General features: G+C 63.3%; 26 protein-coding genes. 14 read left to right on the top strand and 12 right to left on the bottom strand.

What is annotated here, in order from left to right; genetic code table 11:
* Window positions 1–93: 93 nt before the first annotated feature.
* Window positions 94–960 (bottom strand): calcium-binding protein, encoded by an 867-nt coding sequence (locus POM99_RS16225; RefSeq protein ID WP_277279531.1) that lies wholly within the window; start codon window positions 958–960, stop codon window positions 94–96.
* Between the two features lie 244 nt (window positions 961–1,204).
* On the opposite strand from POM99_RS16225, the gene POM99_RS16230 reads away from it, so the two are divergent.
* Window positions 1,205–3,253, top strand: a complete 2,049-nt coding sequence (locus POM99_RS16230; RefSeq protein WP_277279532.1) for a S46 family peptidase — start codon at window positions 1,205–1,207, stop codon at window positions 3,251–3,253.
* Window positions 3,254–3,271: 18 nt separating this feature from the next.
* Here the strand turns inward: POM99_RS16230 and POM99_RS16235 are convergent, their stop codons facing one another.
* The gene (locus tag POM99_RS16235; RefSeq protein ID WP_277279533.1) at window positions 3,272–4,546 is read right to left on the bottom strand and encodes an MATE family efflux transporter; all 1,275 of its coding nucleotides are present in this window, start codon (window positions 4,544–4,546) and stop codon (window positions 3,272–3,274) included.
* A 625-nt stretch (window positions 4,547–5,171) separates the two neighbouring features.
* On the opposite strand from POM99_RS16235, the gene POM99_RS16240 reads away from it, so the two are divergent.
* From POM99_RS16240 to POM99_RS16250, 3 genes are read left to right on the top strand one after another with little or no spacing between them, the layout of a single operon-like run.
* Entirely contained in the window at window positions 5,172–5,630 is a 459-nt protein-coding gene (locus tag POM99_RS16240) for a response regulator transcription factor (protein WP_277279534.1), read from the top strand.
* Between the two features lie 44 nt (window positions 5,631–5,674).
* Entirely contained in the window at window positions 5,675–6,034 is a 360-nt protein-coding gene (locus POM99_RS16245; RefSeq protein ID WP_277279535.1) for a hypothetical protein, read from the top strand.
* Window positions 6,035–6,056: 22 nt separating this feature from the next.
* Complete coding sequence (locus POM99_RS16250) at window positions 6,057–6,497, top strand: hypothetical protein (protein WP_277279536.1); 441 nt, start codon at window positions 6,057–6,059, stop codon at window positions 6,495–6,497.
* On the opposite strand, the gene POM99_RS16255 is transcribed toward POM99_RS16250, so the two are convergent.
* Window positions 6,489–7,766 (bottom strand): SAM-dependent methyltransferase, encoded by a 1,278-nt coding sequence (locus tag POM99_RS16255; protein ID WP_277279561.1) that lies wholly within the window; start codon window positions 7,764–7,766, stop codon window positions 6,489–6,491. The two genes, POM99_RS16250 and POM99_RS16255, sit on opposite strands and share 9 nt — an antisense overlap.
* 113 nt (window positions 7,767–7,879) lie before the next feature.
* Window positions 7,880–8,284: a glycine zipper 2TM domain-containing protein gene (locus POM99_RS16260; RefSeq protein ID WP_277279537.1), complete on the bottom strand. Its 405-nt coding sequence runs from the start codon at window positions 8,282–8,284 to the stop codon at window positions 7,880–7,882.
* A 195-nt stretch (window positions 8,285–8,479) separates the two neighbouring features.
* On the opposite strand from POM99_RS16260, the gene POM99_RS16265 reads away from it, so the two are divergent.
* The gene (locus POM99_RS16265) at window positions 8,480–9,343 is read left to right on the top strand and encodes a PhzF family phenazine biosynthesis protein (RefSeq protein WP_277279538.1); all 864 of its coding nucleotides are present in this window, start codon (window positions 8,480–8,482) and stop codon (window positions 9,341–9,343) included.
* A gap of 60 nt (window positions 9,344–9,403) precedes the next feature.
* On the top strand, window positions 9,404–10,699 hold the full coding sequence (locus tag POM99_RS16270) for a hypothetical protein (RefSeq protein ID WP_277279539.1): 1,296 nt from the start codon (window positions 9,404–9,406) through the stop codon (window positions 10,697–10,699).
* Between the two features lie 34 nt (window positions 10,700–10,733).
* Here POM99_RS16270 and rlmN read toward each other — a convergent pair whose 3' ends face one another.
* Both rlmN and POM99_RS16280 read right to left on the bottom strand, forming a co-directional pair.
* On the bottom strand, window positions 10,734–11,996 hold the full coding sequence (gene rlmN / locus POM99_RS16275; RefSeq protein ID WP_277279540.1) for a 23S rRNA (adenine(2503)-C(2))-methyltransferase RlmN: 1,263 nt from the start codon (window positions 11,994–11,996) through the stop codon (window positions 10,734–10,736).
* A gap of 92 nt (window positions 11,997–12,088) precedes the next feature.
* The gene (locus POM99_RS16280; protein ID WP_277279541.1) at window positions 12,089–12,817 is read right to left on the bottom strand and encodes a 2OG-Fe(II) oxygenase; all 729 of its coding nucleotides are present in this window, start codon (window positions 12,815–12,817) and stop codon (window positions 12,089–12,091) included.
* Between the two features lie 287 nt (window positions 12,818–13,104).
* Here POM99_RS16280 and POM99_RS16285 point away from each other — a divergent pair, with 287 nt between their 5' ends.
* Window positions 13,105–13,818 (top strand): outer membrane protein, encoded by a 714-nt coding sequence (locus POM99_RS16285; RefSeq protein ID WP_277279542.1) that lies wholly within the window; start codon window positions 13,105–13,107, stop codon window positions 13,816–13,818.
* Window positions 13,819–13,896: 78 nt separating this feature from the next.
* Window positions 13,897–14,574: an outer membrane protein gene (locus POM99_RS16290; RefSeq protein WP_277279543.1), complete on the top strand. Its 678-nt coding sequence runs from the start codon at window positions 13,897–13,899 to the stop codon at window positions 14,572–14,574.
* Window positions 14,575–14,595: 21 nt separating this feature from the next.
* On the opposite strand, the gene POM99_RS16295 is transcribed toward POM99_RS16290, so the two are convergent.
* The 5 genes from POM99_RS16295 to greB all read right to left on the bottom strand — a co-directional run bounded on the left by POM99_RS16295 (window position 14,596) and on the right by greB (window position 16,744).
* Window positions 14,596–15,084 (bottom strand): hypothetical protein, encoded by a 489-nt coding sequence (locus POM99_RS16295; protein ID WP_277279544.1) that lies wholly within the window; start codon window positions 15,082–15,084, stop codon window positions 14,596–14,598.
* Window positions 15,084–15,287, bottom strand: coding sequence for a hypothetical protein (locus POM99_RS16300; RefSeq protein WP_277279545.1), 204 nt, complete (start codon window positions 15,285–15,287; stop codon window positions 15,084–15,086). Before POM99_RS16300 ends, POM99_RS16295 begins: the two co-directional genes overlap by 1 nt.
* Window positions 15,271–15,462: a DUF4169 family protein gene (locus POM99_RS16305; RefSeq protein WP_277279546.1), complete on the bottom strand. Its 192-nt coding sequence runs from the start codon at window positions 15,460–15,462 to the stop codon at window positions 15,271–15,273. Before POM99_RS16305 ends, POM99_RS16300 begins: the two co-directional genes overlap by 17 nt.
* A complete protein-coding gene (locus POM99_RS16310) occupies window positions 15,462–16,067 on the bottom strand; it encodes a phosphoglycerate mutase family protein (RefSeq protein ID WP_277279547.1) in 606 nt (201 codons plus the stop codon). Before POM99_RS16310 ends, POM99_RS16305 begins: the two co-directional genes overlap by 1 nt.
* 197 nt (window positions 16,068–16,264) lie before the next feature.
* Entirely contained in the window at window positions 16,265–16,744 is a 480-nt protein-coding gene (greB, locus tag POM99_RS16315; RefSeq protein WP_277279548.1) for a transcription elongation factor GreB, read from the bottom strand.
* A 108-nt stretch (window positions 16,745–16,852) separates the two neighbouring features.
* Between greB and POM99_RS16320 the strand changes: the two genes are divergently transcribed.
* A complete protein-coding gene (locus POM99_RS16320; protein WP_277279549.1) occupies window positions 16,853–17,059 on the top strand; it encodes a hypothetical protein in 207 nt (68 codons plus the stop codon).
* A gap of 234 nt (window positions 17,060–17,293) precedes the next feature.
* Complete coding sequence (locus POM99_RS16325; RefSeq protein ID WP_277279550.1) at window positions 17,294–18,190, top strand: OmpA family protein; 897 nt, start codon at window positions 17,294–17,296, stop codon at window positions 18,188–18,190.
* Between the two features lie 343 nt (window positions 18,191–18,533).
* Here the strand turns inward: POM99_RS16325 and POM99_RS16330 are convergent, their stop codons facing one another.
* Window positions 18,534–18,842, bottom strand: coding sequence for a hypothetical protein (locus POM99_RS16330; protein WP_277279551.1), 309 nt, complete (start codon window positions 18,840–18,842; stop codon window positions 18,534–18,536).
* 92 nt (window positions 18,843–18,934) lie between these two features.
* Between POM99_RS16330 and POM99_RS16335 the strand changes: the two genes are divergently transcribed.
* From POM99_RS16335 to POM99_RS16350, 4 genes are all read left to right on the top strand, one after another.
* The gene (locus POM99_RS16335; RefSeq protein ID WP_277279562.1) at window positions 18,935–19,057 is read left to right on the top strand and encodes a hypothetical protein; all 123 of its coding nucleotides are present in this window, start codon (window positions 18,935–18,937) and stop codon (window positions 19,055–19,057) included.
* A gap of 19 nt (window positions 19,058–19,076) precedes the next feature.
* Window positions 19,077–19,358 carry a hypothetical protein gene (locus POM99_RS16340; RefSeq protein WP_277279552.1) on the top strand — a complete coding sequence of 94 codons (282 nt, stop codon included), beginning with the start codon at window positions 19,077–19,079 and terminating at the stop codon, window positions 19,356–19,358.
* 258 nt (window positions 19,359–19,616) lie between these two features.
* Window positions 19,617–20,834, top strand: a complete 1,218-nt coding sequence (locus POM99_RS16345) for a tyrosine-type recombinase/integrase (protein ID WP_277279553.1) — start codon at window positions 19,617–19,619, stop codon at window positions 20,832–20,834.
* Window positions 20,831–22,018, top strand: a complete 1,188-nt coding sequence (locus tag POM99_RS16350) for a site-specific integrase (RefSeq protein ID WP_277279554.1) — start codon at window positions 20,831–20,833, stop codon at window positions 22,016–22,018. Before POM99_RS16345 ends, POM99_RS16350 begins: the two co-directional genes overlap by 4 nt.
* The last annotated feature ends 37 nt before the right edge of the window (window positions 22,019–22,055 follow it).

Here is a 22,055-nt window from a genome sequence, read left to right on the forward strand (position 1 = left end):
CGCGGGGCGCGCGTAACAGGGCGGGGGCGGGGGTGCAACCGCGTTCGCCCGAAAGGTTCCCCGGCAACACCGGGTTGCCGGGCGGCAGGACGATCAAAGGATCAGGTTGTTGTCCGATATGATGGTGGGCACGTTGATGTAGATGTCAGCCGCGCCATCGCCATCAACATCGCCATAGATCCACGAGAAGAAGCGGATTCCCGCATCGCCATCGATCCCGCCGCGGATGATCCAGAGATCGCCCGCCGTACCGGTGGGGCCGTTGACCAGGGAGAAGTGCTGCTGGCCGGCAGTCGTGGCATCCGCGTCCACGCGGGACAGGTCGATCACGTCAAAGTGCTTCGGGTCTGCTTCGGTCCAGGCCTTGAAGTTGTCAAACACATCGGGCGCGCTGAGGGTTGAATCGCCGGCCGAGGTGTAGATGAAGCGCCACCCGCCGGCCGTGCCGTTGTGGAAATGGTCAGCGCCTTCACCTCCGGTGACCTTCGCGCGTCCGCTGGCGCTGAAATCGTCATCGCCCGCTCCACCAATGAGCCGGTCCGATCCACCGCCACCGGCCAGCACGTCGTTCCCGTCTCCGCCGATCAGAACATCGTTGCCGAGCCCGCCGACCATGGTGTCGTTGCCGGTGCCGCCGACCAGCCGGTCATTGCCGTCTCCGGCCACCAGCACGTCGTTGCCCGATCCACCCCGCAACACATCGCGGCCACCGTTGCCGACGATCGTGTCGTTTCCGGCAAGTCCCGAGATCGTCTCGTCCGCCAGCGAGCCGGTGATCGTGTTGTTGAGCGCATTGCCGAACAGCACGGCACGAAGTCCCGTGGCGGGGGCATCGGTGACGGTCAGGTCTGGAACGCCAGCCGGGAGGCGGAAATCGGTGCCCGGTTCGACGAGGGCCGCCTGGACGACGGGGCCGCTGTCGAGAATGACTGAACGGATGGTGTGACGGGCGCGAACCATGGGAACTCCGCAGCAAGGGACTGGCGGGGGGTGTTCTGCCCGGCAAGGCGGGGGCTGTCGATCACTCAACCACGAGCGTCCCGTTACGCGACAGAATGCAGGCCACGGCAAGGCAAGCCGATTGCGCAATCATCCGGTTGCATCTGGAACCGGATCGCGGCATGCCGTGGCCATCATCGGCCCAATTGATCCTGCGCCGATCCCGCCGCACCCCCATGCGGCCCATCAGGAAGGATGCTGACCCATGTCGCTACGCGCCGTAACCGTTGCCCTTGTCGCTGCTTCGCTGCCCCTTGCCGCCGCGCCTGCGCGGGCGGATGAAGGGATGTGGACCTTCGATGGCTTTCCCGCTGCGAAGATGCGCAAGGACTATGGCTGGGCGCCGGACCAGAAGTGGCTGGACAATGTGCGCGCGTCTGCGGTGCGCCTGACCGGGGGGTGCTCGGCCAGCTTCGTGTCAGCAGACGGGCTGATCCTGACCAACCATCACTGCGTGGTGGATTGCGCGCAGAACCTTTCGACGCAGGCCAGCGACCTGGTCGCCAACGGCTTCACCGCGCAGACACGCGCCGAAGAGCGCAAGTGCCCCGGCCAGCAGGCCGAGGTGGTGACCATGATCACCGATGTGACCAAGGACGTGAAGGCCGCAATCGGCACCGCCATGGGCGAGGCGCTGGTGAAGGCGCGCGACGCAAGAATCGCGGAGATCGAGAAGGCCGGCTGCAAGGACACCGCGACCATGCGGTGCCAGGTGGTGACGCTGTTCGGCGGCGGTCAGTACAAGCTCTACACCTATCGCAAGTACTCCGACGTTCGGCTGGTGTGGGCGCCGGAATTCCAGGCCGCGTTCTTTGGCGGCGATCCCGACAACTTCAACTACCCCCGCTATGCGCTCGATGCCTCGTTCCTGCGCGCCTATGAAAACGGCAAGCCGGTGAAGCTGAAGCAGTACCTGAAGTGGAACCCGCGCGCGCCCAGGGAAGGCGAGGCGACCTTCGTGGTAGGCAACCCCGGATCCACCCAGCGCCTGTTCACCACCGATCAGCTGGCCTTCCAGCGTGAGGTGCAGTTGCCGATCACCAACCGCGTCCTTTCAGAACTGCGCGGACGGCTTCTCTCCGCCATGGAGCAGAGCCCCGAGAAGAAGCGCGAGGGCGGCGATACGCTGTTCGGCATCGAAAACAGCCTGAAGGTCTATGTCGGTCGCCAGAGTGCGCTGAACGATCCCAAGTTCTTCAACGCGCTGGCCGATGCGGAGGGTGACCTGAAGGCGAAGAGCGCGGGCAACGCTGCCATTGGCGATCCGTGGGGCCAGGTGGCCGGCGCGGTGAAGGCCTATCGCGATGTCTATCTGTCCTATCGCTTCACCCAGCCTTCGGGCGATCTCTATGGTTATGCCGAGGATCTGGTGAAGGCGGCGATCGAGCGCGAGAAGCCCAATGCCGAGCGAGAGCCGGGCTATACCGATTCCGCCCTGCCGCTGCTGGAAAAGCAGGTGCTGGATGAAAAGCCCACTTACCCCTGGCTTGAGCGGATCTGGCTGGAATGGAGCCTTTCCAAGGCGCGTGAATACCTGGGCGCAGACGATGCCGATACGAGGCTGCTGCTTGGCAAGGAATCGCCCGAAGGCTTGGCGGCGCGTCTGGTGGAAGGCTCCAGGCTGGCCGACCCGGCAGTGCGCAAGGCATTGTGGGAAGGCGGCATGGCCGCGATCAGGGCCAGCAACGATCCGCTGATCCAGTACGCGCTGAAGCTGGAGCCGCGGCAGCGCGAGCTGAAGAAGGTGGTGGACGAACGTTATCAGGGGCCGCTGACCGCCGCCGGGGCCAAGCTGGCCGATGCGCGCTTTGCCGCCTATGGCGATGCGCTCTACCCCGATGCCACGTTCACGCTGCGCATCAGCTATGGCAAGGTGGCCGGGTGGCTGGAGCGCGGCGCGATGGTGGCCCCGGTGACGACCATGGGCGGCGCATTCGATCGCGCCACCGGGGCGGAGCCGTTCGTGCTGGCCAAGGCCTATACCGCCAACGAGGCGAAGATCGACAAGACGACGCCCTATGACTTCGTGACCACCAACGACATCATCGGCGGCAATTCCGGTTCGCCCGTGGTGGACAAGGACGGCAGCGTGATCGGCGCAGCCTTTGATGGCAACATTCACTCGCTGGGCGGCAACTATGGCTATCAGCCGGAGGTGAACCGCACCGTGGTGGTGAGCACGGCGGCAGTGCAGGAAGCGTTGGAGACGATCTATCCCGCGCCGGCGCTGGTGAAGGAACTCGCGGCTAAGTGAGGACTGGTGGCGGGCGCTTCAATCGCCCGCCACCTCCCGCATCAGGCGGGGCAGGCGAACGGCCAAGGTGCCGGCACGCAGCAGGTAACTGGTGCAGAAGGCGGTCCACAGGCCAACCGCGCCCCACGGCCTCAAGGCCAGGTCCAGCGCCAGATAGCCTGCCGTAGAGACCAGCGCCGCATCGCGCAGGGCGCGTCCGCGCGTTGCACCGATGAAAACGCCGTCAAGGAGCCAGCTTGGCCCGCCCAGCAGGGGTGCTGCCGCAGCGAAGGGCAGCAGGGATAGCGCGGCAGCGCGGACCTGCGCGTCGGTTGTCATGGCAAAGATGGCGAGCGGACCGGCCAGCACCGTCAACACTGTCATGACCAGGCCGCCGGCGAGCGTGAATTCGCCGGTTAGGCGCAGCGCCAGCCGGAAGCGCTCGGGCGACCTTGCCCCAACCGCATGACCGATGCGTTCTTCGGCGGTGAAGGCGAAGGCATCGAGCACGAATGCGGCAACGTTTACGAACTGCAGCAGGATATGGTTCGCAGCCAGCGTGGTCGTACCCAGCCGTGCGCCGGCGTTGGCAAGCCAGGTGAACAGCGCAAGCAACGCGATCGTGCGGATCATCAGGTCACGATTCACGGCGAACAGGTGGGCCAATGCGCGATAATCCGCCACCGTGCGCCAGCCTGAGCGGCGCAGCAGGGCGACCGGCGCAGCTCCGCCCACGCGCACGGCCAGCAGGAGGCCGGTGAAGAGTGCGATCCACTCCGCGCTGGCCGTGCCCAGGCCTACGCCGCGAGCGCCCATCCCGAAGCGCCAGACCAGCACAACATCGATCAGCAGGTTGGCCGCATTCATCACGATCTGCAGCGCCAGCGCGGCGCGCGTGCGGCCCAGGCCGATCAGCCAGCCGTTGATGGCGAAGACTGCGAGCGCGGCCGGCGCGCCAAGGAAGCGGGCGGACACGAAGGCATGGGCCGGTGTGCCAACCTGCCCGGCTCCCGGAAGCAACAGGAAGGCCAGCTCAGTCAGTGGTGATTGCAAGGCGAGGATGATGCTGCCGAGCCCGACGCCGAGCGCCACGCCGCGTAGCAGCAACGCATCGATCTCGTCGCGACGACCCGCTCCTGCCGCCTGCGCCACCAGCCCTGACAGGCCCATGCGAAGGAAACCGAAGGTCCAAAACACCAGGTTGATGATCGCCGCGCCCAGCGCCACGCCAGCGAGTGCTGCGGTATCGCCGGTGCGGCCGATCACGGCCGCATCGACGATACCGACAAGTGGAACCAGCGCTTGCCCCAGCATGATAGGCCAGGCTTGCGCAAGGATGGCTCGGCGAGTGAGCGCGCGATCTGTGTGTGGGTGCCCCATGCCGTGCTCCTTCCACGGGGGAAGTGCGCAGGCAAGGGAGGACCCGGTCACGCTGTGTCGTCTCTGACCATCTCGTTATCGTCCGACCATCAACTCCTGTGCTGCTGTGTACCCGATGGCTCAATCTTGTCTGCGAATGCACCCGCCCGGAATGGGCAAGGGCATAAGGGTCGGCGGGTCGAAGGTGTGGAGCCTCCGACGGATAGCAGCTGCCAGGACTACCCACGCCCTTGGCAACCCTCCGGAGCTATGGCCAATCCGCCTTTCGCAAGCGCGAGTAAGACATCGTTCCTCTCCAATACGCAGTGGAGTTGGGTCCCTAGAGGGACACGGGAAATGCCTAAGGTCATCTCCAGATGGCTGGAGATCGGATAGAGATTGGACGGAAAAGGCCGGATAAGCGGGCAGGCGGGCACGGAGGGCGCGCAAAATGCCTTGGATTCCGGGCGAACTAACGAATGGTCAGAATATCTCCGATTCGGACCATAGTTCCAGATTGGCAGTACTTTAAGATGCAGGTGCTGATGGTTCGTGTAAGATCGAGTAAGGACAAATGCTTATGCTCGACGAACGACTGGACCGGAGTGGAGAAGCGCGGCTGACGCAGCGGCAGGCCGATTGCATCGCGCGTGTGGCGCAGGGGCTGAGCTCGAAGGAAATCGCCCGCGAGCTTGGCATATCGCCATCGACGGTGGACAATCACATCGCGTCGGCCATGCATCAGTTCGGCTTTGCCAACCGCAATGCCGTGGCGCGCTGGTACCTGGAATATCGCGAATCGATGGCGGCGGCCGAAACGGTCCAAGGGGACCGGCCTGACCAGCCCCAATCCAACAGCAAATCCTATTTCAGGGTGCGGATCCCTACCATCGGCGGGATTCGTAACTCCCTTTCGTTGAAGGAAAGGCTTTTCGCGATCGTGCAGGTGATGATCGTTTCGACAATGGTGGCATCTACCCTGATCTCGTTTGTTCTTGGTTTGATCTTTTTTCTGAAGCTGTCTAAGGTCGCTGTATAATCATGGTCCCTGGTACCGAACTCTTCGAAGATCGGAGCAAGTCCATGATTACCCTTCGTGAAACGTCCGTCCGCGTGGTTGCCGGCGATGCCCAGGAAATGGGCGGCATCCTCGATCAGGCCCTGCTCCAGCAGATGCGCCTCGCCACCAGCTTCATCGAGGCCTCCAACGAGAGCAAGCTGGCCATGCCGCTGACCCAGCCTGCGCTGCAGGGCCTTGCCGAAGGGCTTGGCCACCTCGTGGAAGGCCGCGCAAAGCTCGCCGCCTCGGTGCGCGAGATGAACAAGCTGCTGAGCCACAGCAACCTGCGCGAAACTTCGTTTGGCTGCCCCGGTGGTCTTTACATGACCCTTGCGCCGACCCGCGAGACCGTTCCGGGTGTTGAAGGCGTTCCCGTGATCTGACCATGACTACAGGCGGCGCGACATGATCATCAACATTGCGATCGTATCGCTGTTCTGGGTGGTCCTGTCGTGCAACGTGATGGTGGCGTTCGCCTTGGGCCAGCGGCCTGAAAAGGCGTTCGCCACCATGCTGCTGGCAGCCAGCGTGATCGGGCTGGCATTCAGCCCGCTCATGCTGGCGCAGCACTGGATTGATGACCTGAACCGCACGGTCGATGTACTCATCCTGTTCGCCGCCTTGTGGCTGGCGCTTCGGTCAGACCGCCACTGGCCACTTTGGTTTGCCGGTCTTCAGGCGCTCACCGTCATCAACGATCTTCTGGCGTGGAGCGAGATCGGGGCGCGCTACCGGTTTCTCGCCAACCTGTCGGCCGCATGGGCCCTGCCGGCGATGGTCACCATGACATGCGGCATCCTGCTCGACTGGCGGCGCCTGCGCCGTCCGATGCCCGCGTCAGCCTGACTGCTGCCCGCGCAGGGGCACCACTTTCTCCGGATCGCTGCGCGCAGCGGCCAGACGCGTTTCCTCGCGATGGATATAGTCCCGCGTGATCGGCACGGCATCGCGATTGCGCACCAACTGCAGCTGGAAATTGACCAGATCGCCTTCCTCGAAGCCGGTCGCCGCCCCGGCAAGGTAGAACAGCCACATGCGGTAGAACCGTTCGTCGAACACCCGCACGATCCGTGCTTCCTGCTCCACGCAGCGGCGATACCATTCACGCAGCGTCAGCGCATAGTGCCGGCGCAGGATCTCGCAATCGGCCAGCATCAGCTTCTTCGGCTCGATCGCCGCCATCGTCTCGCTTAGCGAGGGGATGTAGCCGCCCGGGAAGATGTATTTGCGCGTGAAGGCGTCGGTCACGTTCGGCGGTCCCGCGCGGCCGATGGTGTGCAGCAGCATGACCCCGTCGGGCGCCAGCAGATCATGGCACTTGTGAAAGAACGCTTCGAACTGCGGCACGCCGACATGTTCGAACATGCCGACCGACACGATCCGGTCGAACGGTCCTTCGACATCGCGATAGTCAGTCAGTCCGAAGGTCACCTTGTCGGCCACGCCCTCGCGCTTGGCCCAGGTGCGGGCATAGGCGATCTGTTCGGTGCTCAGCGACACGCCGTGCACCTCCACGCCCGTCGCGCGGTGCAGGTGAAGCGCAAGGCCGCCCCAGCCACAGCCAATGTCGAGCACGCGCATCCCCGGCTTCAGCGCCAGCTTGGCCGCGATATGGTCCATCTTGGCCACCTGGGCCTCTTCCAGCGTGGTGACGCCTTCGGGCCAATAGGCGCACGAATATTGCCGGTTGCTGTCAAGGAACAGGTCGTAGAGCCGGTCATCAAGGTCATAATGATGGGCCACGTTCTGGCGCGAGATGCGACGATGGTTCATCTGGTCCCACCGTCGCCGTGCGCGCTTCGCCCAGCGCTTGATCAGGCCGGGGTTGTCCAGGCTGCGCCCGCTGTCCCACGGATTGTTGCGGCGGATGAACGAGACGAAGTCCATCACGTCGCCGCCTTCGAAGGACAGGCGCCCGTCCATATAGCATTCGGCAAGGCCCAGGGTGGGATTGCGCGCAATCGCGCCCGCCACGCCCTTGTCGGCCAGCCGCATGGCCAGGTCCGGCCAGCCCGCCTTGGCGGTGCCATAATGTCTCGTTCTGCCGTCCGGTTCGATAAGGGTGAGCGTGCCCTGGCGGACAAGGCGCTTGAGCGCCGCATCAAGCAGCAACATCGACATCGGCGGTTCGGCTCCGGACCCGTTGATCCCCTGTCGCCCAAACGATGACGCACGCCTCGCGTTCCCGCAAGGCGTGCGCGCATCCTTTCACCGTCGGGCAGGGCCCGTCAGCGGCATTGCAACCTGCCGCGGTCGATTTCGCGACCCAGCAGGCCACCGCCCGCCGCGCCCAGGATGGTGCCAAGCGCGCGGTCGCCGCTGGTGTCGATCGTCCGGCCCAGCAGCGCGCCAACGCCCGCGCCGATGATCAGGCCGGTCGTGCCGTTGCCGCGGCGGCAATAGTAGCGGCCATCATTGCCGCGCCAGATGCGATCATTGCGCGAGATGCGGCGCGGTTCGCGATAGCGGCCATAGCGATCATACGTGGAATAGGTGTTGCGATGGTCCCAGCGCTCTGCGCGCTCGTGGGCGCGGCGCCCGTGCGCCGGTGCCCACGAAGGCGGATCGGCCAGTGCCGGGGCAGTGGGGATGGCGACTGCGGCGAGCACCGCGGCGATGATGGTCTTCTTCATAGGACTGCTCCCTTGGAAATCGGGTACCCTGGTAAGTCTGCGGGGCCTGCAACTCGCAAGGTCTGCGCCCGATCCACAACGCCCGATGAACGGTTCGTTGGAATGCGGGTTCCGGGACGAATCGTGCCGAGCCATCGATAAGGTGTTCCCCTGTTCAGGGGTTGCAACGGGCCCCACACGCAATACCGTGCGTCTATGCTGCTTGATCTTGTCGATGTTTTCGCCTCGCGCCCGCTCACCGGGAACCCTCTTGCCGTGGTCAGGGGAGGGGAAGGCCTGTCCACCGAGGCAATGCTGGCGCTCACGCGCTGGCTGGGCTTCTCCGAAACCACGTTCCTGCTGCCGCCCACCGATCCGGCTGCGGACTATCGCGTCCGCATCTTCTATCAGGCGGGCGAACTGCCTTTCGCCGGACACCCCACGTTGGGCTCGGCGCGAGCCTGGCTTGCCGCTGGAGGTGAGCCGCGCCAGCCCGGCATGATCGTGCAGGAATGCGGCATCGGGCTGGTCACGGTGCGCGACACGGCAGGTGACCTGGCGTTCAGGGCGCCACCGCTGATCAGATCGGGGCCGCTTTCCCCGCAAGAGCGCGCACAAGCCATCCGCATCGCCGGAGTGGACGAGGACGCGGTGCTGGCGGCGGTCCACGCCTGCAACGGTCCGGGGTGGAAGCTGCTGCACCTGCGCTCGGCGATCGACGTGCTCGCGGCGAAACCGGCGCCTGCGGCCAGCGTACCGACCGATATCGGCCTTGTCGGCGCGCATGAACCGGGTGGCGATGCCGCCTTTGAAGTGCGCGCTTTCTTCACCAATCCGCAGGGGAAGCTGGTGGAAGATCCGGTAACAGGCAGCCTGAATGCCTCGGTCGCGCTCTACCTGTTCGAAGGCGGCCATGCCGCTTGCGATTACATCGCCGCGCAGGGACGTTTGACCGGGGCAGACGGTCGCGTTGCCGTTAGCCGGGAAGATGACGGAGTCTGGATTGGTGGGAAGGCGGTGATGATATCGGAAGGCGGGCTGCTGACCATGCAGTTTTGGTTTATTCATTTTCCTACATGAACCATATAGGTTATTTCCATCGCGCCTCCCGTGGCCTGGGAGGCTCGATGGAGATCATGCATGCCCAATCCCCCCATACTTTTTCCCGCCAGTTTCGCCTCCGCATCGGCAATCGCATTCGCCAATCCGGATAACACCTCTCAGCCGGTCAGCACGGACACACCTTTGCCCGTCACCGTGATCGGCGGTGCATCGGGCGGCGCCGGCGGCGTTGGCGATCCTGCGGATGCGGTCGCCACCAGCGACACCGGCACCTTTTCGCTGATCGCGCTCACCAAGCGTCTGCTGGGCAAGCTGCCCGCATCGCTCGGCCAGAAGACGATGGCGCAGAGCCTGCCCGTGGTGCTGGCCAGCGATACTGCCGCGCTTCCCCTCTCATCAGGCGCCGCTACGTCAGCAAATCAGGTTGCAGGCAACACCACCCTCGGAGCCATCTCGGCTCAATTGCCGTCTTCGCTTGGGGCCAAGACCGGCGCCGCCAGCCTTTCCGCCATTCCCGCGAGCGACCTTGCCAACATCGAGCCTGCCGGTGCACCGATCACCGGAACCGCCATGCCAGCAGGCGGCACGGGCGTAACCGGCTGGCTCTCGGCCATCTACCGCGCCTGCAATGAAGGCAGTCCGGTAAGCGGCAGCGTGACATCCGCCACCACGGTCGTTTCCGCCAGCAACGCGCTTTACATGGGCGGTTCGTTCCATGTGACCAGTGCCGGCACCACCTGCACCATCACCTACGAACAGTCGAACGACAACGTGAACTGGGTGACGCTTCCGGTCACTTCGGCCGCAGCGGCGAATGCCAGCCCCACCACCACATCCACCGCTGCCGGCATCTATGCCTTCACATCGTCCGCAGCCTTCGTCCGCGCGCGCGTATCCACGTATACCAGCGGCACAGTAAGCGTGGTGCTCAACCAGAAGCAGCAGTCTGCACCGAACACCGGCGTCACGCTTGCCGGCGGTTCGTCTGCAATCGGTTCGGTATCAGTCACCGGGTCGGTCACGGTAACCGGAACGGTCAACACGGGCAGCGGCTTCACCGACAGCACCACGGCCCTTGCCGCGTCTGCCACGTTCACCGGCACGGGCCGGGCCAACAGCAATGGTCAATTTGCCTACTTCAACGTGACTGCCTTTGCCGATCAGGCGGGAACATTGTTCATTGATCAGTCGCTGGATACCGGCGCTACTTACCAGCCTGTCGCGACGCAGGCACTGGCTGCCGGATCGGCGGGCACCCTGTCGGTGCGCGTGACCGGTGCTGTCAGCACGGCCACGCTCTATCGCGTCCGCTATGTCAACGGCGCGGCGGCGCAGACGACGTTCCGCATTTCCAGCAGCTATTCGGCCAGCTGATCATCACGATCTCCCGGCCCGGCGGGCCGGGAGATTACCCCAGGGCCGCCTGCTTTTCTTCGGCCAGCCTGTCCAGTTCCGCACGGCTCTTGCGCTCCGCAGCCGTTTTCAATTGTCCGCAGGCTGCGTCGATGTCGCGCCCGCGCGGCGTGCGCACCGGCGCTGAAATCCCGGCGTCGAACACGATCTCGGCGAAGCGCTTGATGCGCTCGGGCGTCGAACATTCATAGGGCGCGCCGGGCCAGGGATTGAACGGGATCAGGTTCACCTTGGCCGGCAGCCGGTATTGCTTGATCAGCCGGACCAGCTCGCGCGCATCGTCATCGCTGTCGTTCTTGTCCTTCAGCATCACATATTCGAACGTGATGCGTCGGGCATTGCTGGCGCCTGGATAGTCGGCGCAGGCCTGCAGCAGCTCTTCCAGCCCGAACTTGCGGTTGATCGGCACGATCTCGTCACGCACTTCCTTGGTCACCGCGTGCAGCGATACCGCAAGGTTTACCCCGATCTCCTCGCCCGCGCGCGCCATCATCGGCACCACGCCGCTGGTGGAAAGCGTGATGCGCCGCTTCGACAGGGCAAGGCCATCGCCATCCATCACGATCTTCAGCGCATCGCGCACGTTGTCGAAGTTGTAGAGCGGCTCGCCCATGCCCATCATCACGATATTGGTCAGCAGCCGACCGTCGGGCGTATAGGCACTGGCGGCTTCCTCGTCCTCGTCGTCGAAGTCCAGCCCCGCCATCGTGCCCGTGCGCGTGTCATTGGCCCCGCGCGGCCATTCGCCCAGCGCATCGCGCGCCAGCATAACCTGGCCCACGATTTCACCCGGCGTCAGATTGCGCACCAGCCGCATGGTGCCGGTATGGCAGAACCGGCAGTTGAGCGTACAGCCCACCTGGCTGGAAACGCACAGCGTGCCCCGGTCGGCATCCGGGATGAACACCATCTCGAAGTCCTGCTTGTCCGCCGTGCACAGCAGCCACTTGCGCGTGCCGTCGGTGGAAACCTGCGCCTCCACCACCTCTGGGCGCCCGATCACGAAGCGTTCGGCCAGCCACGGGCGCATCGTCTTGGCGATGTCGGTCATCGCCTCGAACTCGGTCACGCCGCGGTGATACAGCCAGTGGAACACCTGCTTGGCGCGCAGCTTCGCAGCCTTGGCATCCAGTCCCGCCGTCTCGAACAGTTCGGCAATCTGCTTGCGGGGAAGGCCGATGAGGTCGACGCGCCCATCCTCGCGCGCAGTCACTTCGCGCGGCACGGGAACGGGATCGATATGGCCCGGGATGGGCATGCCGACGGGCAACGGATGGTGTTCAGGATGGTCCATATTGGCGGGCTATATAGGATCTTTGGCGCAAATCGCCACCCACTGAAGAGGGGCGGTCAGGTTCGCAGCCAGCCAGTGATCGATATTCGCGCGTGCCCGGCGAACGGAGCCACATAGGATACGGAATGGCGCTGTGGCACGCGCAAAAGGTGTAGTGCGTTGAAACGAGGGCAGAGCGCATGACTTATGTCGCCTCCTGCATCGTGGAACTGCAACAGGCCACCCCATTCAGTTCGCCACCCGGGGGTCAATGACAGGATATAGGCGGCAACCCGGTTCTTGCCAGGAACATTGTCGTCATGCGCAGTCAGGAAGTGGCCGGGCAGATAACGCGTGGCTTGCCCGTCGACGAGGCGGATGGCGGGTTCCTCGGTCAGGGTGCGGAAAACCTCCAGCCACACATCGCTGTTTAGCGCATCAAGCAGGCAATCTACTGGAAGTGCACGTTTGTGTCTTTCCTCGGGATTCTCAGACACGCGCAGGCTGTCATACATGAACTGGAACCCGTCCCGTGCCTGCGTGTGGACGGCCTCAAGGAGCGCCGCAAGGCGGTCGGCTCCGAGTTCCCCCATGGTATGCGTGTCCAGGTCCCACACCTTGTCACCTTGGTTCAAAGTCCGTGACCAAGGAGCTTGGTTACCTAGCGAGATGGTGAGCGCATCTGCAGATTCAGGCAGCAGGACGTTCTCCAATCGCGCGGCATGGCGCGTGCGGAAAGTCTCGGCTGCACGTTTGATCGCTTCTTCGGACGCCACCGGGGCAAACCCATCATATCGATCCGTCATGGATTGCATTGCTCCTGGTTCCGCCACCTTTCTAGCTGCTTGCCCGGTATGCTGCCAGTTCCACGGGCAAGATTTTCAAGCCTCGCGCGAACCCGTGGAGGGCTTTGAGGTTCCACCGCTTCAGCGCGTCAAAGCAACGCCTCGTCGATGCTTATGTAACTCAAAAGACACAGTTTCTTGTTGTCTCAGGTTCAGGAAACCGGCGGGGCCTCAGGTCATTCTTGCGGGGACTGCCAGCCCTGAGGCGTGACCATGGGGCGCAGCAAATTGCTTGATGGAGTATCTGCATGAAGATCATCACCGCCGCGCTGGTTGCCGCATCCGCGCTCGCCGTCTCGGTGCCCGCCCTTGCGCAGGAAGAGGCGCCCGCCACCGCAACCGGCATGGGGGACCCCTCGGTTTCCCCGGCCCGCAATTTCAGCGGCCTCAGCGTCAACACCGTGATCGGCTACGATCACCTGCGCTCGGGCAGCACCAAGGACATCGATACGAATGCCGACATCAAGCAGTCGCTCAACGGCGTCGTGTTCGGTGGTGGCATCGGTTATGACGCCGCGATCGGCGATCGCCTGACGATCGGTGCCGAAGCCGAAGCCACCACTAGCTCGGCCCGTTGGGACAACAACAATGGCGAGCCCAACACCTTCAACCTCGGCCGCGTGAAGGCCGGGCGAGACCTCTACGCCGGTGCGCGCATCGGTTTCGCCATGAGCCCGAAGACGCTGCTCTACGTGAAGGGCGGATACACCAACGCACGCTTCAACCTCGAAACGACCGGTGGTGGTCTTTCGGCGCGTCGCCGTCTCGACACCGACGGCTGGCGCGCGGGTGCGGGCATCGAACAGAAGCTGGGCAACCACGGCTTCGGTCGTATCGAGTACCGCTACTCGAACTACACCAAGGGTGAATACGACTACAACGCCGACATTCCGGACAGCGGCCGTTTCAGCCTTGATACCGACCGCCACCAGGTGGTCGCCAGCGTTGGCGTGCGCTTCTGACACGCCGAACCCGCCCGCTGGACTGCCCCCGAAGGAAGGGCCGTCCAGCGGGCAACCCTTGTTGAACGGAGTACCCCCATGAAGACCATGACCGCACTGCTCGCCGCCGGCGCCGCACTCGCCGTTTCCGCCCCCGCGATGGCGCAGGAAGCCGGCACCCCGGCCGAGGCCTTTGCCGGTCCGCGCGTGGAAGCCATCATCGGCTATGACCACAACCGCTCTGGCAGCACCAAGGACATCGACACCAACGCCGACATCAAGCAGTCGATCGACGGCCTGCTCTATGGCGCCGGCATCGGTTATGACGCTGCTCTCGGCACCAACCTGACCGCCGGCGTCGAAGCCGAAGTCACCGGCAGCACTGCCAAGTGGGACAACAACAACGGCGTTCCCAACACCTTCAACCTCGGCCGCGTGAAGGCCGGGCGTGACATCTATGTCGGCGGCCGCGTCGGCTATGCCATGTCGCCCGCAACGCTGGTCTACCTGAAGGGTGGCTATACCAACGCCCGTTACAACCTGCTGGGCACTGATGGCACCGTAAGCCAGCGTCAACGGCTGGATACCGACGGCTGGCGCGTGGGTGCCGGTGTCGAACAGAAGTTCGGCGAGAACATGTACGGCAAGATCGAGTATCGCTACTCGAAGTACGGCAAGGGCGAGTACGACTATAACGGCAACACGCCCGACAGCAGCCGCTTCCGGCTCGACACCGACCGGCACCAGGTGGCGGTCGGCGTCGGCATGCGCTTCTGATCCTGAGCGCGCTCGTGCCGATCAGGCGCGGGCGCAGCCCAGCGTGGCGGCATCCATGGCCGATGCTGCCCCGGCAAGGCGATAGCGATCCTGGAAGGTGCGTCCATCCACGCCCCGCGCCATGACCACTAGGTTGTCTGCCGATCGCATGGCCGCGATGATCGCGGCGTCGGCGCGCTGGTCGGTGGTCCATGCATCGGCAGGCCCCGCCACCAGGGGGAAACGCTGGTTGTTCACGGTCAGCACCACTTGCGGATCGTTGGCCAGGCGGCGGGACAGGCGCACGTGCACCTCACCCTTCGTGCCCTTGCGCGGCCACGTGCCGACAGTCAGGTATCCTTGGAAATCAATGCGCTTTCCCACCACGGGCACGGCCATGGCGATGGCGTAGCAGCGCGGCACCCCCATGTCGCGAAACGCGCCCCAATCGTTCCAGATGCCCAGACTGTCGCGCGCCTGGGCCGGCAGGGCACCCGCCAGCAGGGCGGCGGCAAGGATCAGTCGCTTCATCATTCCTCGATCAGGTCCAGATAGGCGACCACGTCGTTGTCGGTGGCGATGAACAGGCCCTCCTGCATCGCCTCGGGCTGCTGTGCCGCAATGGCCAGCGCCTCGGCCAGCGGGCCATAGAACAGCGTGTCCGCCGATCCGCACTCGGGCCCGTCGCCCAGATGATAGAGCCGCACGGTGGCGGTGTCATAGGTCGTTCGCATCGGTCTCTCGCTTTGCGCCGTCGATCTGCCGCTCGGCGCGGGCGGCGTCCATTGCTTCGCGCTGGCGTTCGCCCTTGGTGCGGCCATGCAGGGCGCGGTTGGCGGCGGCCTGCACCTTTGCCTCACCCCGCGCCTTGGCCTTGCGCGCTTGCCGCAGGTTGATCACTTCAGCCATCAGGCGTGCTCCGTCCCGCGTTCCGATCCGAACAGCACGGTCTCCACCCCGTTTTCCACCAGCGCGATCGATCCCTGCACCAGTGAAGGCGCAATCGGGGCGCCATGTTCGGGATGCTGCGGATACCCGGCCATCAGCCCGCGCAGAACCCGGCTGGAGATGCCGTGCATCACCACGACATGATCGCCGCCGCCATCGCCCAACAGATCGATCCAGCGCTTCAGCCGCTCGGCGATCGCCGGGTAGTCCTCCCCGTCGGGCGCGGGGCGCAGCAGGTGGTCGGCCAGCGTGATCGGGCCGTGTTCGGCCTCCACCGCGTCATAGGACCTGAGGCACCACGATCCCATGTCGATCTCTTTCAGATCCATGGTGCGTTGCGCCGCGAACCAGTCCAGCCCCAGTTCCTCGCACACCAGCGCCGCGGTCTGCAGCGCGCGGCCGGTGTCCGAAACGTGCAGCGTCACCTGCGGCCGCTCACCCAAATGGTGGCGCAGCGCCTGTCCCATCGCCACCGCCTGTTCAAAGCCGAGCCGGGTGAGGGGGGTGTGGATCGAGTTCGACTGCAGCGTGCGGGTGGCGTTGTAGACGGTTTCCCCGTGGCGCATGATGAAGAAACGGCCCGGGATTCTGCCGGGGATTCGGGGCGAGGTTGACACAGTTTACACTGTCCTGCGGAAAAATCGGTTTCGATCAGTAGGGCGTTTCCAATCGCTTTTCACGATCAGGAGCGCTTCACGGGTACAAGCAATGGACCGCCCTTTTACCCTTCGGCCATCGTGTAGGACAGCGCAAACTGGCGGCTTCACGGATAGCTGACCGCCATGATCTCCCACTCCTTTTCCCCGCTGGGCAGGCGCACCACGCGCAGGTCTCCCACCCGCGCACCGCGCAGGGCGCGGGCGATGGGGGCGCTCCAGCCGATCAGGCCTTTCGATGCGTCCTGCTCGTCGTCTCCCACCAGGGTCAGCACCTTGCGGTTGTCGTCCTCGTCCGCGATCTCCACCGTCGCGCCGAACAGCACGCGGGTGCGATCTTCCTGCCGGGCGGGATCGACCACGCGCGCCGCCTTCATCCGCCGGGCGAGGTAGGCCAGTTCGCGGTCGATCTCGCGCATCCGCTTGCGGCCATAGAGGTAATCGCCGTTCTCGCTGCGGTCGCCATTGCCCGCCGCCCAACTGACGATCTCGACGATGGCCGGCCGCTCCGTGCCGAGCAGGTGATCGTAGCGGGCGCGCAGCGCGGCGAGGCCGGCGGGCGTAATCGGATTGCCATCGGGTTTCATGCACGCGTCTTTAGGGCGATCCAGCCTGTGGCGAAAGCGGGTGAGGGCGGTTGCCTGATCGCCTGGCCTTGCCTAGGCGCACAGGTTCACAGTGCGAGTATGATTCCCATGGCCGACAAGATTACCCTGACCGTGACCGCCGACGAGCTGGAGATGCTGTGCGACGCGCTCGAGGTCGATCTGGAAGGCTATGTCGAAGCCGCCAAGGAAGCGCGCGGCAACAATGCGCGCGAGGACGTGGAGACGTTCAAGGACGCCGCGCTGAACATCCAGAAGCTGCTGACCCGCCTGCGCGACCTGCTGCCCGAAGATTGATCCGGGACCGCCGTCTCATGCCAGGTTGCGTTGGTTGCAACCCATAGCCCCTCCCTGCCGGGGAGGGGTGAGGCAGCATCAACGCACCTTGAATTAACCACCACACCCATCGGTTCGCCGCAGCCATCGCCCGGATCGCCCGTTGAGTTCCCGGACTTGCCCGCAGCGTTCATCTGCGTGCAAGGTGCCGCCGAACAGGCGGGGCCACCGGGACTGGTACAGGAGATTTTCGAGATGGGGGTCATTTCCCACAAATTCGGCGCTGCGGTTGCAGCAGGTGTGCTGGCGGCTTCGGCCGCGGGCGTGGCATTGGCGCAGGATCAGCAACTGCCCGCGCAGGACGCATCGCAGGATGCACAGGGCCGCATCATCGTGAACGGCGTGCGCCTGCCCGATCCGGCGCAGCGCGTCGCCGGGCCTGAGGTGAAGGGCAACATCACCGCGCGCAGCGGTGAAAAGGTGCAGGTGACCGCGGAAGACGGCACCAGCACGGTCGTTTACATCAGCGAAGAGACGCAGATCCGGTCGAGCAAGGGTCTGTTCGGCGCGAAGACGAAGCTGGGCGCCAACGCGCTGCTCAATGGCCTGCCGGTGACGGTGAAGACCTGGCAGGCCGAAGGCGGGCTGGTCGCCAGCCAGATCACCTTCAAGGGCAACGACCTGAAGACCGCTGCGATGATCCGCACCGGCACGGCGCAGGGCTTTGCCGAACAGGCCGCCGCCACCGAGGCGCTGCGCGGCCGCATGGCCGACATCGACAAGTACAACATCAAGAGCACTGCCAACGTCTATTTCGACACCGGCAAGGCCGTGCTCTCGCCCCGCGCCAAGGCGGACCTCTGCGCCGCTGCGTCACAGGCCGAGGCGACCGACAACGCGCTGATGCTGGTGGTCGGCTATACCGATTCCACCGGCAGCGACGAAGTGAACCAGCCGTTGAGCGAAAAGCGCGCGGGCGCGGTGATCAACTATCTGCAGCAGCAGTGCCACTGGAAGCCGTGGCGCATGCTGACCCCCACCGGCATGGCGACCGCAGACCCGCTGGCCGACAACTCCACCCCCGAAGGCCGCGCCCAGAACCGCCGCGTGGCGGTGAATATCCTCGTCAGCAAGAGCGTGGACGGGATGTAAAGCGTTCCGGCGCAGCGTCTTTCAGGGGCGCTGCGCCGGGTGCTTTGGGGGCGCTGGATGAGCGGTGTGATTTGAGGTTGGGGCAACTGTGGGGTCCGGCTCAATAGAAGCGCGGGGGGTAAGCACTAATGTCTGTTTGCGCCCACTTGCGGACCTTGACGATGTCGTGCTCTTCCCTGATCGTGTGGCTAAATGCTGCGAGCTCAATCAAAGCCCTTCTCCCGCACCGATAGGGGAATTGCGCACTATTTCTTTGATGCACGGTTTGCCGCAGAAACTGCATTCAATTTCGTGGCCCAAGGGCTAGGCCGTGAACCCATAAAAATCATGGAACGGAATTGGTTTAGCGAGGCGCTTGTTCGCTGAGTTCTCCGCCGGAATGTTGCTGGAGAAATAGAGCGGCTTTCTTGGCGAGATCGGCCGATTCTGAACGGATTTCAAGCACAAGAGGCTCTTTGTCGTCGATGGGATCGACATCGACGCGCTCTTCACATTCCGGGCGGAGTGCAACGGTCAGTTCCGTCCAGCCACCGACAGGCGTTTCATCATCATTTCCGTCTGAATCGAAGTCGCAGTCGTTGCCCCAGAGGTGGCGTCCGACCGAGATGGATTGTGGCCGCTCACCCGGCGAGATCAGATAGTAATTGAACATGCCGCTCATCCTGTAGCGGAAGGTGTCTGACTGCAACTCTCCAGCGCAAGTGGCCCCTTTCATATCGCTCCGATTTCTGATTCAAGCTTGCAATGAGCCGATACGACCTGACCGGCTTCGAATGGCGCGTGATCGAGCTGCTGCTGCCCAACAAGCCCCGAGGTAATCATGCCACGTCGTCCCTATCAGCCTTATGTTCCTCAAGCAGTTGGTGAGATAATGGACCACCTTGGAATGATGATGCTGAAATCGCCCACCTTTATGGATGACTATTTTGTTGATCAGAACATCGATACGGTTTTCTTCTCACTCAACGAAGGCTTGAAGGTGGTCCGGAAGAAGCTGGGCGAGGAGCGTTATGCGGCATTGGTGTCCTTGTCCGACCGGATGCGGGCGCACTTCGAGGCGGACCCTGAAGATAAGACCGAGGACGGCTTGGCGGGCCGCGCATTGATCCATGAGATGGAAGACCTGCTGACCAAGCGGAAGGCGAAAACAGCTAACGACGAGGGGTAGAGCTCCCGAGCGGTGGCGGTATGAAGCCCTGGATTACGGTGCCACTTTACTAAATCCCCAATTGTCACCGCTGGTCAAAGCCTGTCCCTATCCTGCTCGAACTCCCACGACCACCGAGCGCCGCGCTACGCGCGTGATCGAGGTGTGAACCGAGCACACCCTACACTGCCAGCAGTAGAAAATGAGAGTCAAACTATTGAAAATGATAGAGTAAAGTCGGAAAGCGTCCTTGCCATCCGGCCTATTGATTATGGCTATGTGATCGCCAGAATCGACAGCCAAAAGGCCGCCGCGAATCGGTCCTGCCAAGCCAGCAAGACACGCCAACACCCCCTTGTAAGACTGACTGGCCATACAGCTCGCCGGAACTGCGGACGTCGCAGCGAGGTTCTTTGGGATAGCGAGTTGCCCGGTTTTGGGCTGCGGTTTCGTCCGCCCAACGGCAAAAGCTGGATTGTTCGCTATCGGGAACGCAAGATCGTCCGAACAGTCAGCCTTGGCCCGGTCAGCAAAGTGGACGCCGAGTCAGCGCGGAACAGCGCCCGCAAAATTCTCGCGGCGAACCAGTTAAACGGATTGCCGACCAAAGCGAAGGTCACTTTGCCGAAAGCGGTCACTTTCAGCGGCTATGTTGACGAGTTTTTAGAGGACTATGGACGGCACTGGAAACCCGCCACGCTCTATCGAAGCAAATACGCAATCCGGCGCGAGCTTACGCCTGTGTTCGGTGACATGCCGCTTGCCGCTATTGCGCGGAGCGACATTAACCGGTGGCGAGACGGTATGGCGGCGCGGGCGGGTGTTTTCAACCGGACGCTGCCAGTCCTTGCGGTTATGCTCAGTTATGCCGAGCAGCTTGGCTATCGGCGCAAAGGCTCGAACCCGTGCAGAGGGACACCGCGCTACAAGCGTGAACTGTCCGAGCGCTACCTTAGCGCGCAGGAATATCGCCGCCTTGCGGCGACATTGAGGGAAGCGGAAGGCGAACTTCCGCTTCCGGTCGCGATGATATGGCTATTGATCTACACGGGTGCGCGCAGTGGAGAAATCGCGGGATTGCGATGGGAGTACATCAAGCCGCCCCGCATTTTTCTGCCAGACAGCAAGACGGGTGCGAAGACGATCTATCTCAACCGTCAGGCGCAGGCAGTGATTGATGCGCTACCGAACCGCTCTTTGTCGGGGTTGCTATTTCCAAAACCATATAAACCGACCAAGCCGTTCAATTTGGACCCGGTGTGGCGAATGCTGCGAAAGCGGGCGGCGCTTCCCGATGTGCGCTTGCATGACCTTCGCCACAGTTTTGCATCTGTTGCGATCCGCGATGGTATTTCGCTGAACTTTATTGGCAAGCTCTTGGGCCATGCCTTGCCCGAGACAACCGCGCGCTATGCTCATCTTGCTGATGGGGCCGTCATAGAGGCGGCAACGCGCGTTTGCTCGTCGATTGCATCCGCGCTGGGGGTTAGGACATGACAGCGCACAGCCTTGCCCGCATTGTTGCGGAAGAACTGGCAACCGTTGGCATCGTCGGTTTCAAAGGCACTGGCAGGTGGGGGAGTCCCCGCCGCACTGTCTGGTCAACCACGTTGCCCGGTTTCGGCGTCCGTCACTATTCCACAGGTAGAAGGGTGTACATCGTGCAGACTGCAATGGGCGGTCGCCTTCGCACGATGACGCTTGGCAACGCCAACCTGTTCACCGATGCCGAGGCAACGGACGTTGCGCGTAGAATTTTGTTGCGCGCCCAGAATGGTGAGAACCCCGCCGACACTGCGAAGCGCATCAAGGCGTCACCGCGCTTTGACGTGTTCCTCGAAGAGTTTTGGAAAAAAGTTGCCGTTCAGTGGAAACCTCTGACCCGCTACACCAATGACTGTTATCGCCGCCTCTATCTGGACGATGCTTTCCCCAAGCGATTTGCCGATGAAATCACCCATGCCGAGGTGGTCAAATGGTTTGCCCGCGTTAGCAACACAGGCGGACCCGGTGCGGGCAACCGGACGTTGGAAATTCTGCGAACGATGATGAACAAAGCGGAGGCTTGGGGCTACCGAGAAGAATGCTCGAATCCCTGCCAAGGCATTCGGCCAAACCGGCGTCGCAAATATGAGTGCTTCTTGTCGAACGACGAGCTTGCCCGACTTGGCGCGGCGCTGGAAGATTTGAAGCGCGATTATCCGGCGCAAGCTACTGCAATTCTTGTCCTGGCACTAACTGGATGCCGCCGGAGTGAAATCCTTGGCCTGACGTGGGGTGAGGTCAAAGGACGACGCCTGTTGCTTCACAACAGCAAGACCGGCCCTCGCACGGTCTGGGTGGGTGAGGAGGTCCGGGCTTTGATTGACGCCCTGCCACGGCACCCAAAACACAATCGCGTATTTTGGAGCGGCGATCTTGATACCCTGAAAAACTCCGTCGATTATCACTTTCGATTGACGAAAAATAAGGTCGGCCTGCCGCACGTTCGTTTGCACGATCTTCGGCACAGCTTCGCCAGCCATGCAGCTGCCATGTCGGAGACATTGCCTATGATTGGCAAGCTACTTGGCCACGCCAAAATCGGATCGACGGCTCGATACGCACACCTTGATGACCGGCAGATTTTGCAGGCTGTCGATAAGGTTGGCTTATTGCTGGACCTGTATTTCAGCGGATAACTTGCTTTCCGGCAATTCAGCAGCCCAGAAAACGACA

It is taken from the genome of Novosphingobium cyanobacteriorum (assembly GCF_029436685.1).
GTDB lineage: Bacteria > Pseudomonadota > Alphaproteobacteria > Sphingomonadales > Sphingomonadaceae > Novosphingobium > Novosphingobium cyanobacteriorum.

Bases quoted from the DNA above. Each gene is read 5' to 3' on its own strand.
- POM99_RS16225 (WP_277279531.1), bottom strand. From the start codon at position 960: ATGGTTCGCGCCCGTCACACCATCCGTTCAGTCATTCTCGACAGCGGC.
- POM99_RS16230 (WP_277279532.1), top strand. From the start codon at position 1,205: ATGTCGCTACGCGCCGTAACCGTTGCCCTTGTCGCTGCTTCGCTGCCC.
- POM99_RS16235 (WP_277279533.1), bottom strand. From the start codon at position 4,546: ATGCTGGGGCAAGCGCTGGTTCCACTTGTCGGTATCGTCGATGCGGCC.
- POM99_RS16240 (WP_277279534.1), top strand. From the start codon at position 5,172: ATGCTCGACGAACGACTGGACCGGAGTGGAGAAGCGCGGCTGACGCAG.
- POM99_RS16245 (WP_277279535.1), top strand. From the start codon at position 5,675: ATGATTACCCTTCGTGAAACGTCCGTCCGCGTGGTTGCCGGCGATGCC.
- POM99_RS16250 (WP_277279536.1), top strand. From the start codon at position 6,057: ATGATCATCAACATTGCGATCGTATCGCTGTTCTGGGTGGTCCTGTCG.
- POM99_RS16255 (WP_277279561.1), bottom strand. From the start codon at position 7,766: ATGTTGCTGCTTGATGCGGCGCTCAAGCGCCTTGTCCGCCAGGGCACG.
- POM99_RS16260 (WP_277279537.1), bottom strand. From the start codon at position 8,284: ATGAAGAAGACCATCATCGCCGCGGTGCTCGCCGCAGTCGCCATCCCC.
- POM99_RS16265 (WP_277279538.1), top strand. From the start codon at position 8,480: ATGCTGCTTGATCTTGTCGATGTTTTCGCCTCGCGCCCGCTCACCGGG.
- POM99_RS16270 (WP_277279539.1), top strand. From the start codon at position 9,404: ATGCCCAATCCCCCCATACTTTTTCCCGCCAGTTTCGCCTCCGCATCG.
- rlmN (WP_277279540.1), bottom strand. From the start codon at position 11,996: ATGCCCATCCCGGGCCATATCGATCCCGTTCCCGTGCCGCGCGAAGTG.
- POM99_RS16280 (WP_277279541.1), bottom strand. From the start codon at position 12,817: ATGACGGATCGATATGATGGGTTTGCCCCGGTGGCGTCCGAAGAAGCG.
- POM99_RS16285 (WP_277279542.1), top strand. From the start codon at position 13,105: ATGAAGATCATCACCGCCGCGCTGGTTGCCGCATCCGCGCTCGCCGTC.
- POM99_RS16290 (WP_277279543.1), top strand. From the start codon at position 13,897: ATGAAGACCATGACCGCACTGCTCGCCGCCGGCGCCGCACTCGCCGTT.
- POM99_RS16295 (WP_277279544.1), bottom strand. From the start codon at position 15,084: ATGAAGCGACTGATCCTTGCCGCCGCCCTGCTGGCGGGTGCCCTGCCG.
- POM99_RS16300 (WP_277279545.1), bottom strand. From the start codon at position 15,287: ATGCGAACGACCTATGACACCGCCACCGTGCGGCTCTATCATCTGGGC.
- POM99_RS16305 (WP_277279546.1), bottom strand. From the start codon at position 15,462: ATGGCTGAAGTGATCAACCTGCGGCAAGCGCGCAAGGCCAAGGCGCGG.
- POM99_RS16310 (WP_277279547.1), bottom strand. From the start codon at position 16,067: ATGCGCCACGGGGAAACCGTCTACAACGCCACCCGCACGCTGCAGTCG.
- greB (WP_277279548.1), bottom strand. From the start codon at position 16,744: ATGAAACCCGATGGCAATCCGATTACGCCCGCCGGCCTCGCCGCGCTG.
- POM99_RS16320 (WP_277279549.1), top strand. From the start codon at position 16,853: ATGGCCGACAAGATTACCCTGACCGTGACCGCCGACGAGCTGGAGATG.
- POM99_RS16325 (WP_277279550.1), top strand. From the start codon at position 17,294: ATGGGGGTCATTTCCCACAAATTCGGCGCTGCGGTTGCAGCAGGTGTG.
- POM99_RS16330 (WP_277279551.1), bottom strand. From the start codon at position 18,842: ATGTTCAATTACTATCTGATCTCGCCGGGTGAGCGGCCACAATCCATC.
- POM99_RS16335 (WP_277279562.1), top strand. From the start codon at position 18,935: ATGAGCCGATACGACCTGACCGGCTTCGAATGGCGCGTGATCGAGCTG.
- POM99_RS16340 (WP_277279552.1), top strand. From the start codon at position 19,077: ATGATGATGCTGAAATCGCCCACCTTTATGGATGACTATTTTGTTGAT.
- POM99_RS16350 (WP_277279554.1), top strand. From the start codon at position 20,831: ATGACAGCGCACAGCCTTGCCCGCATTGTTGCGGAAGAACTGGCAACC.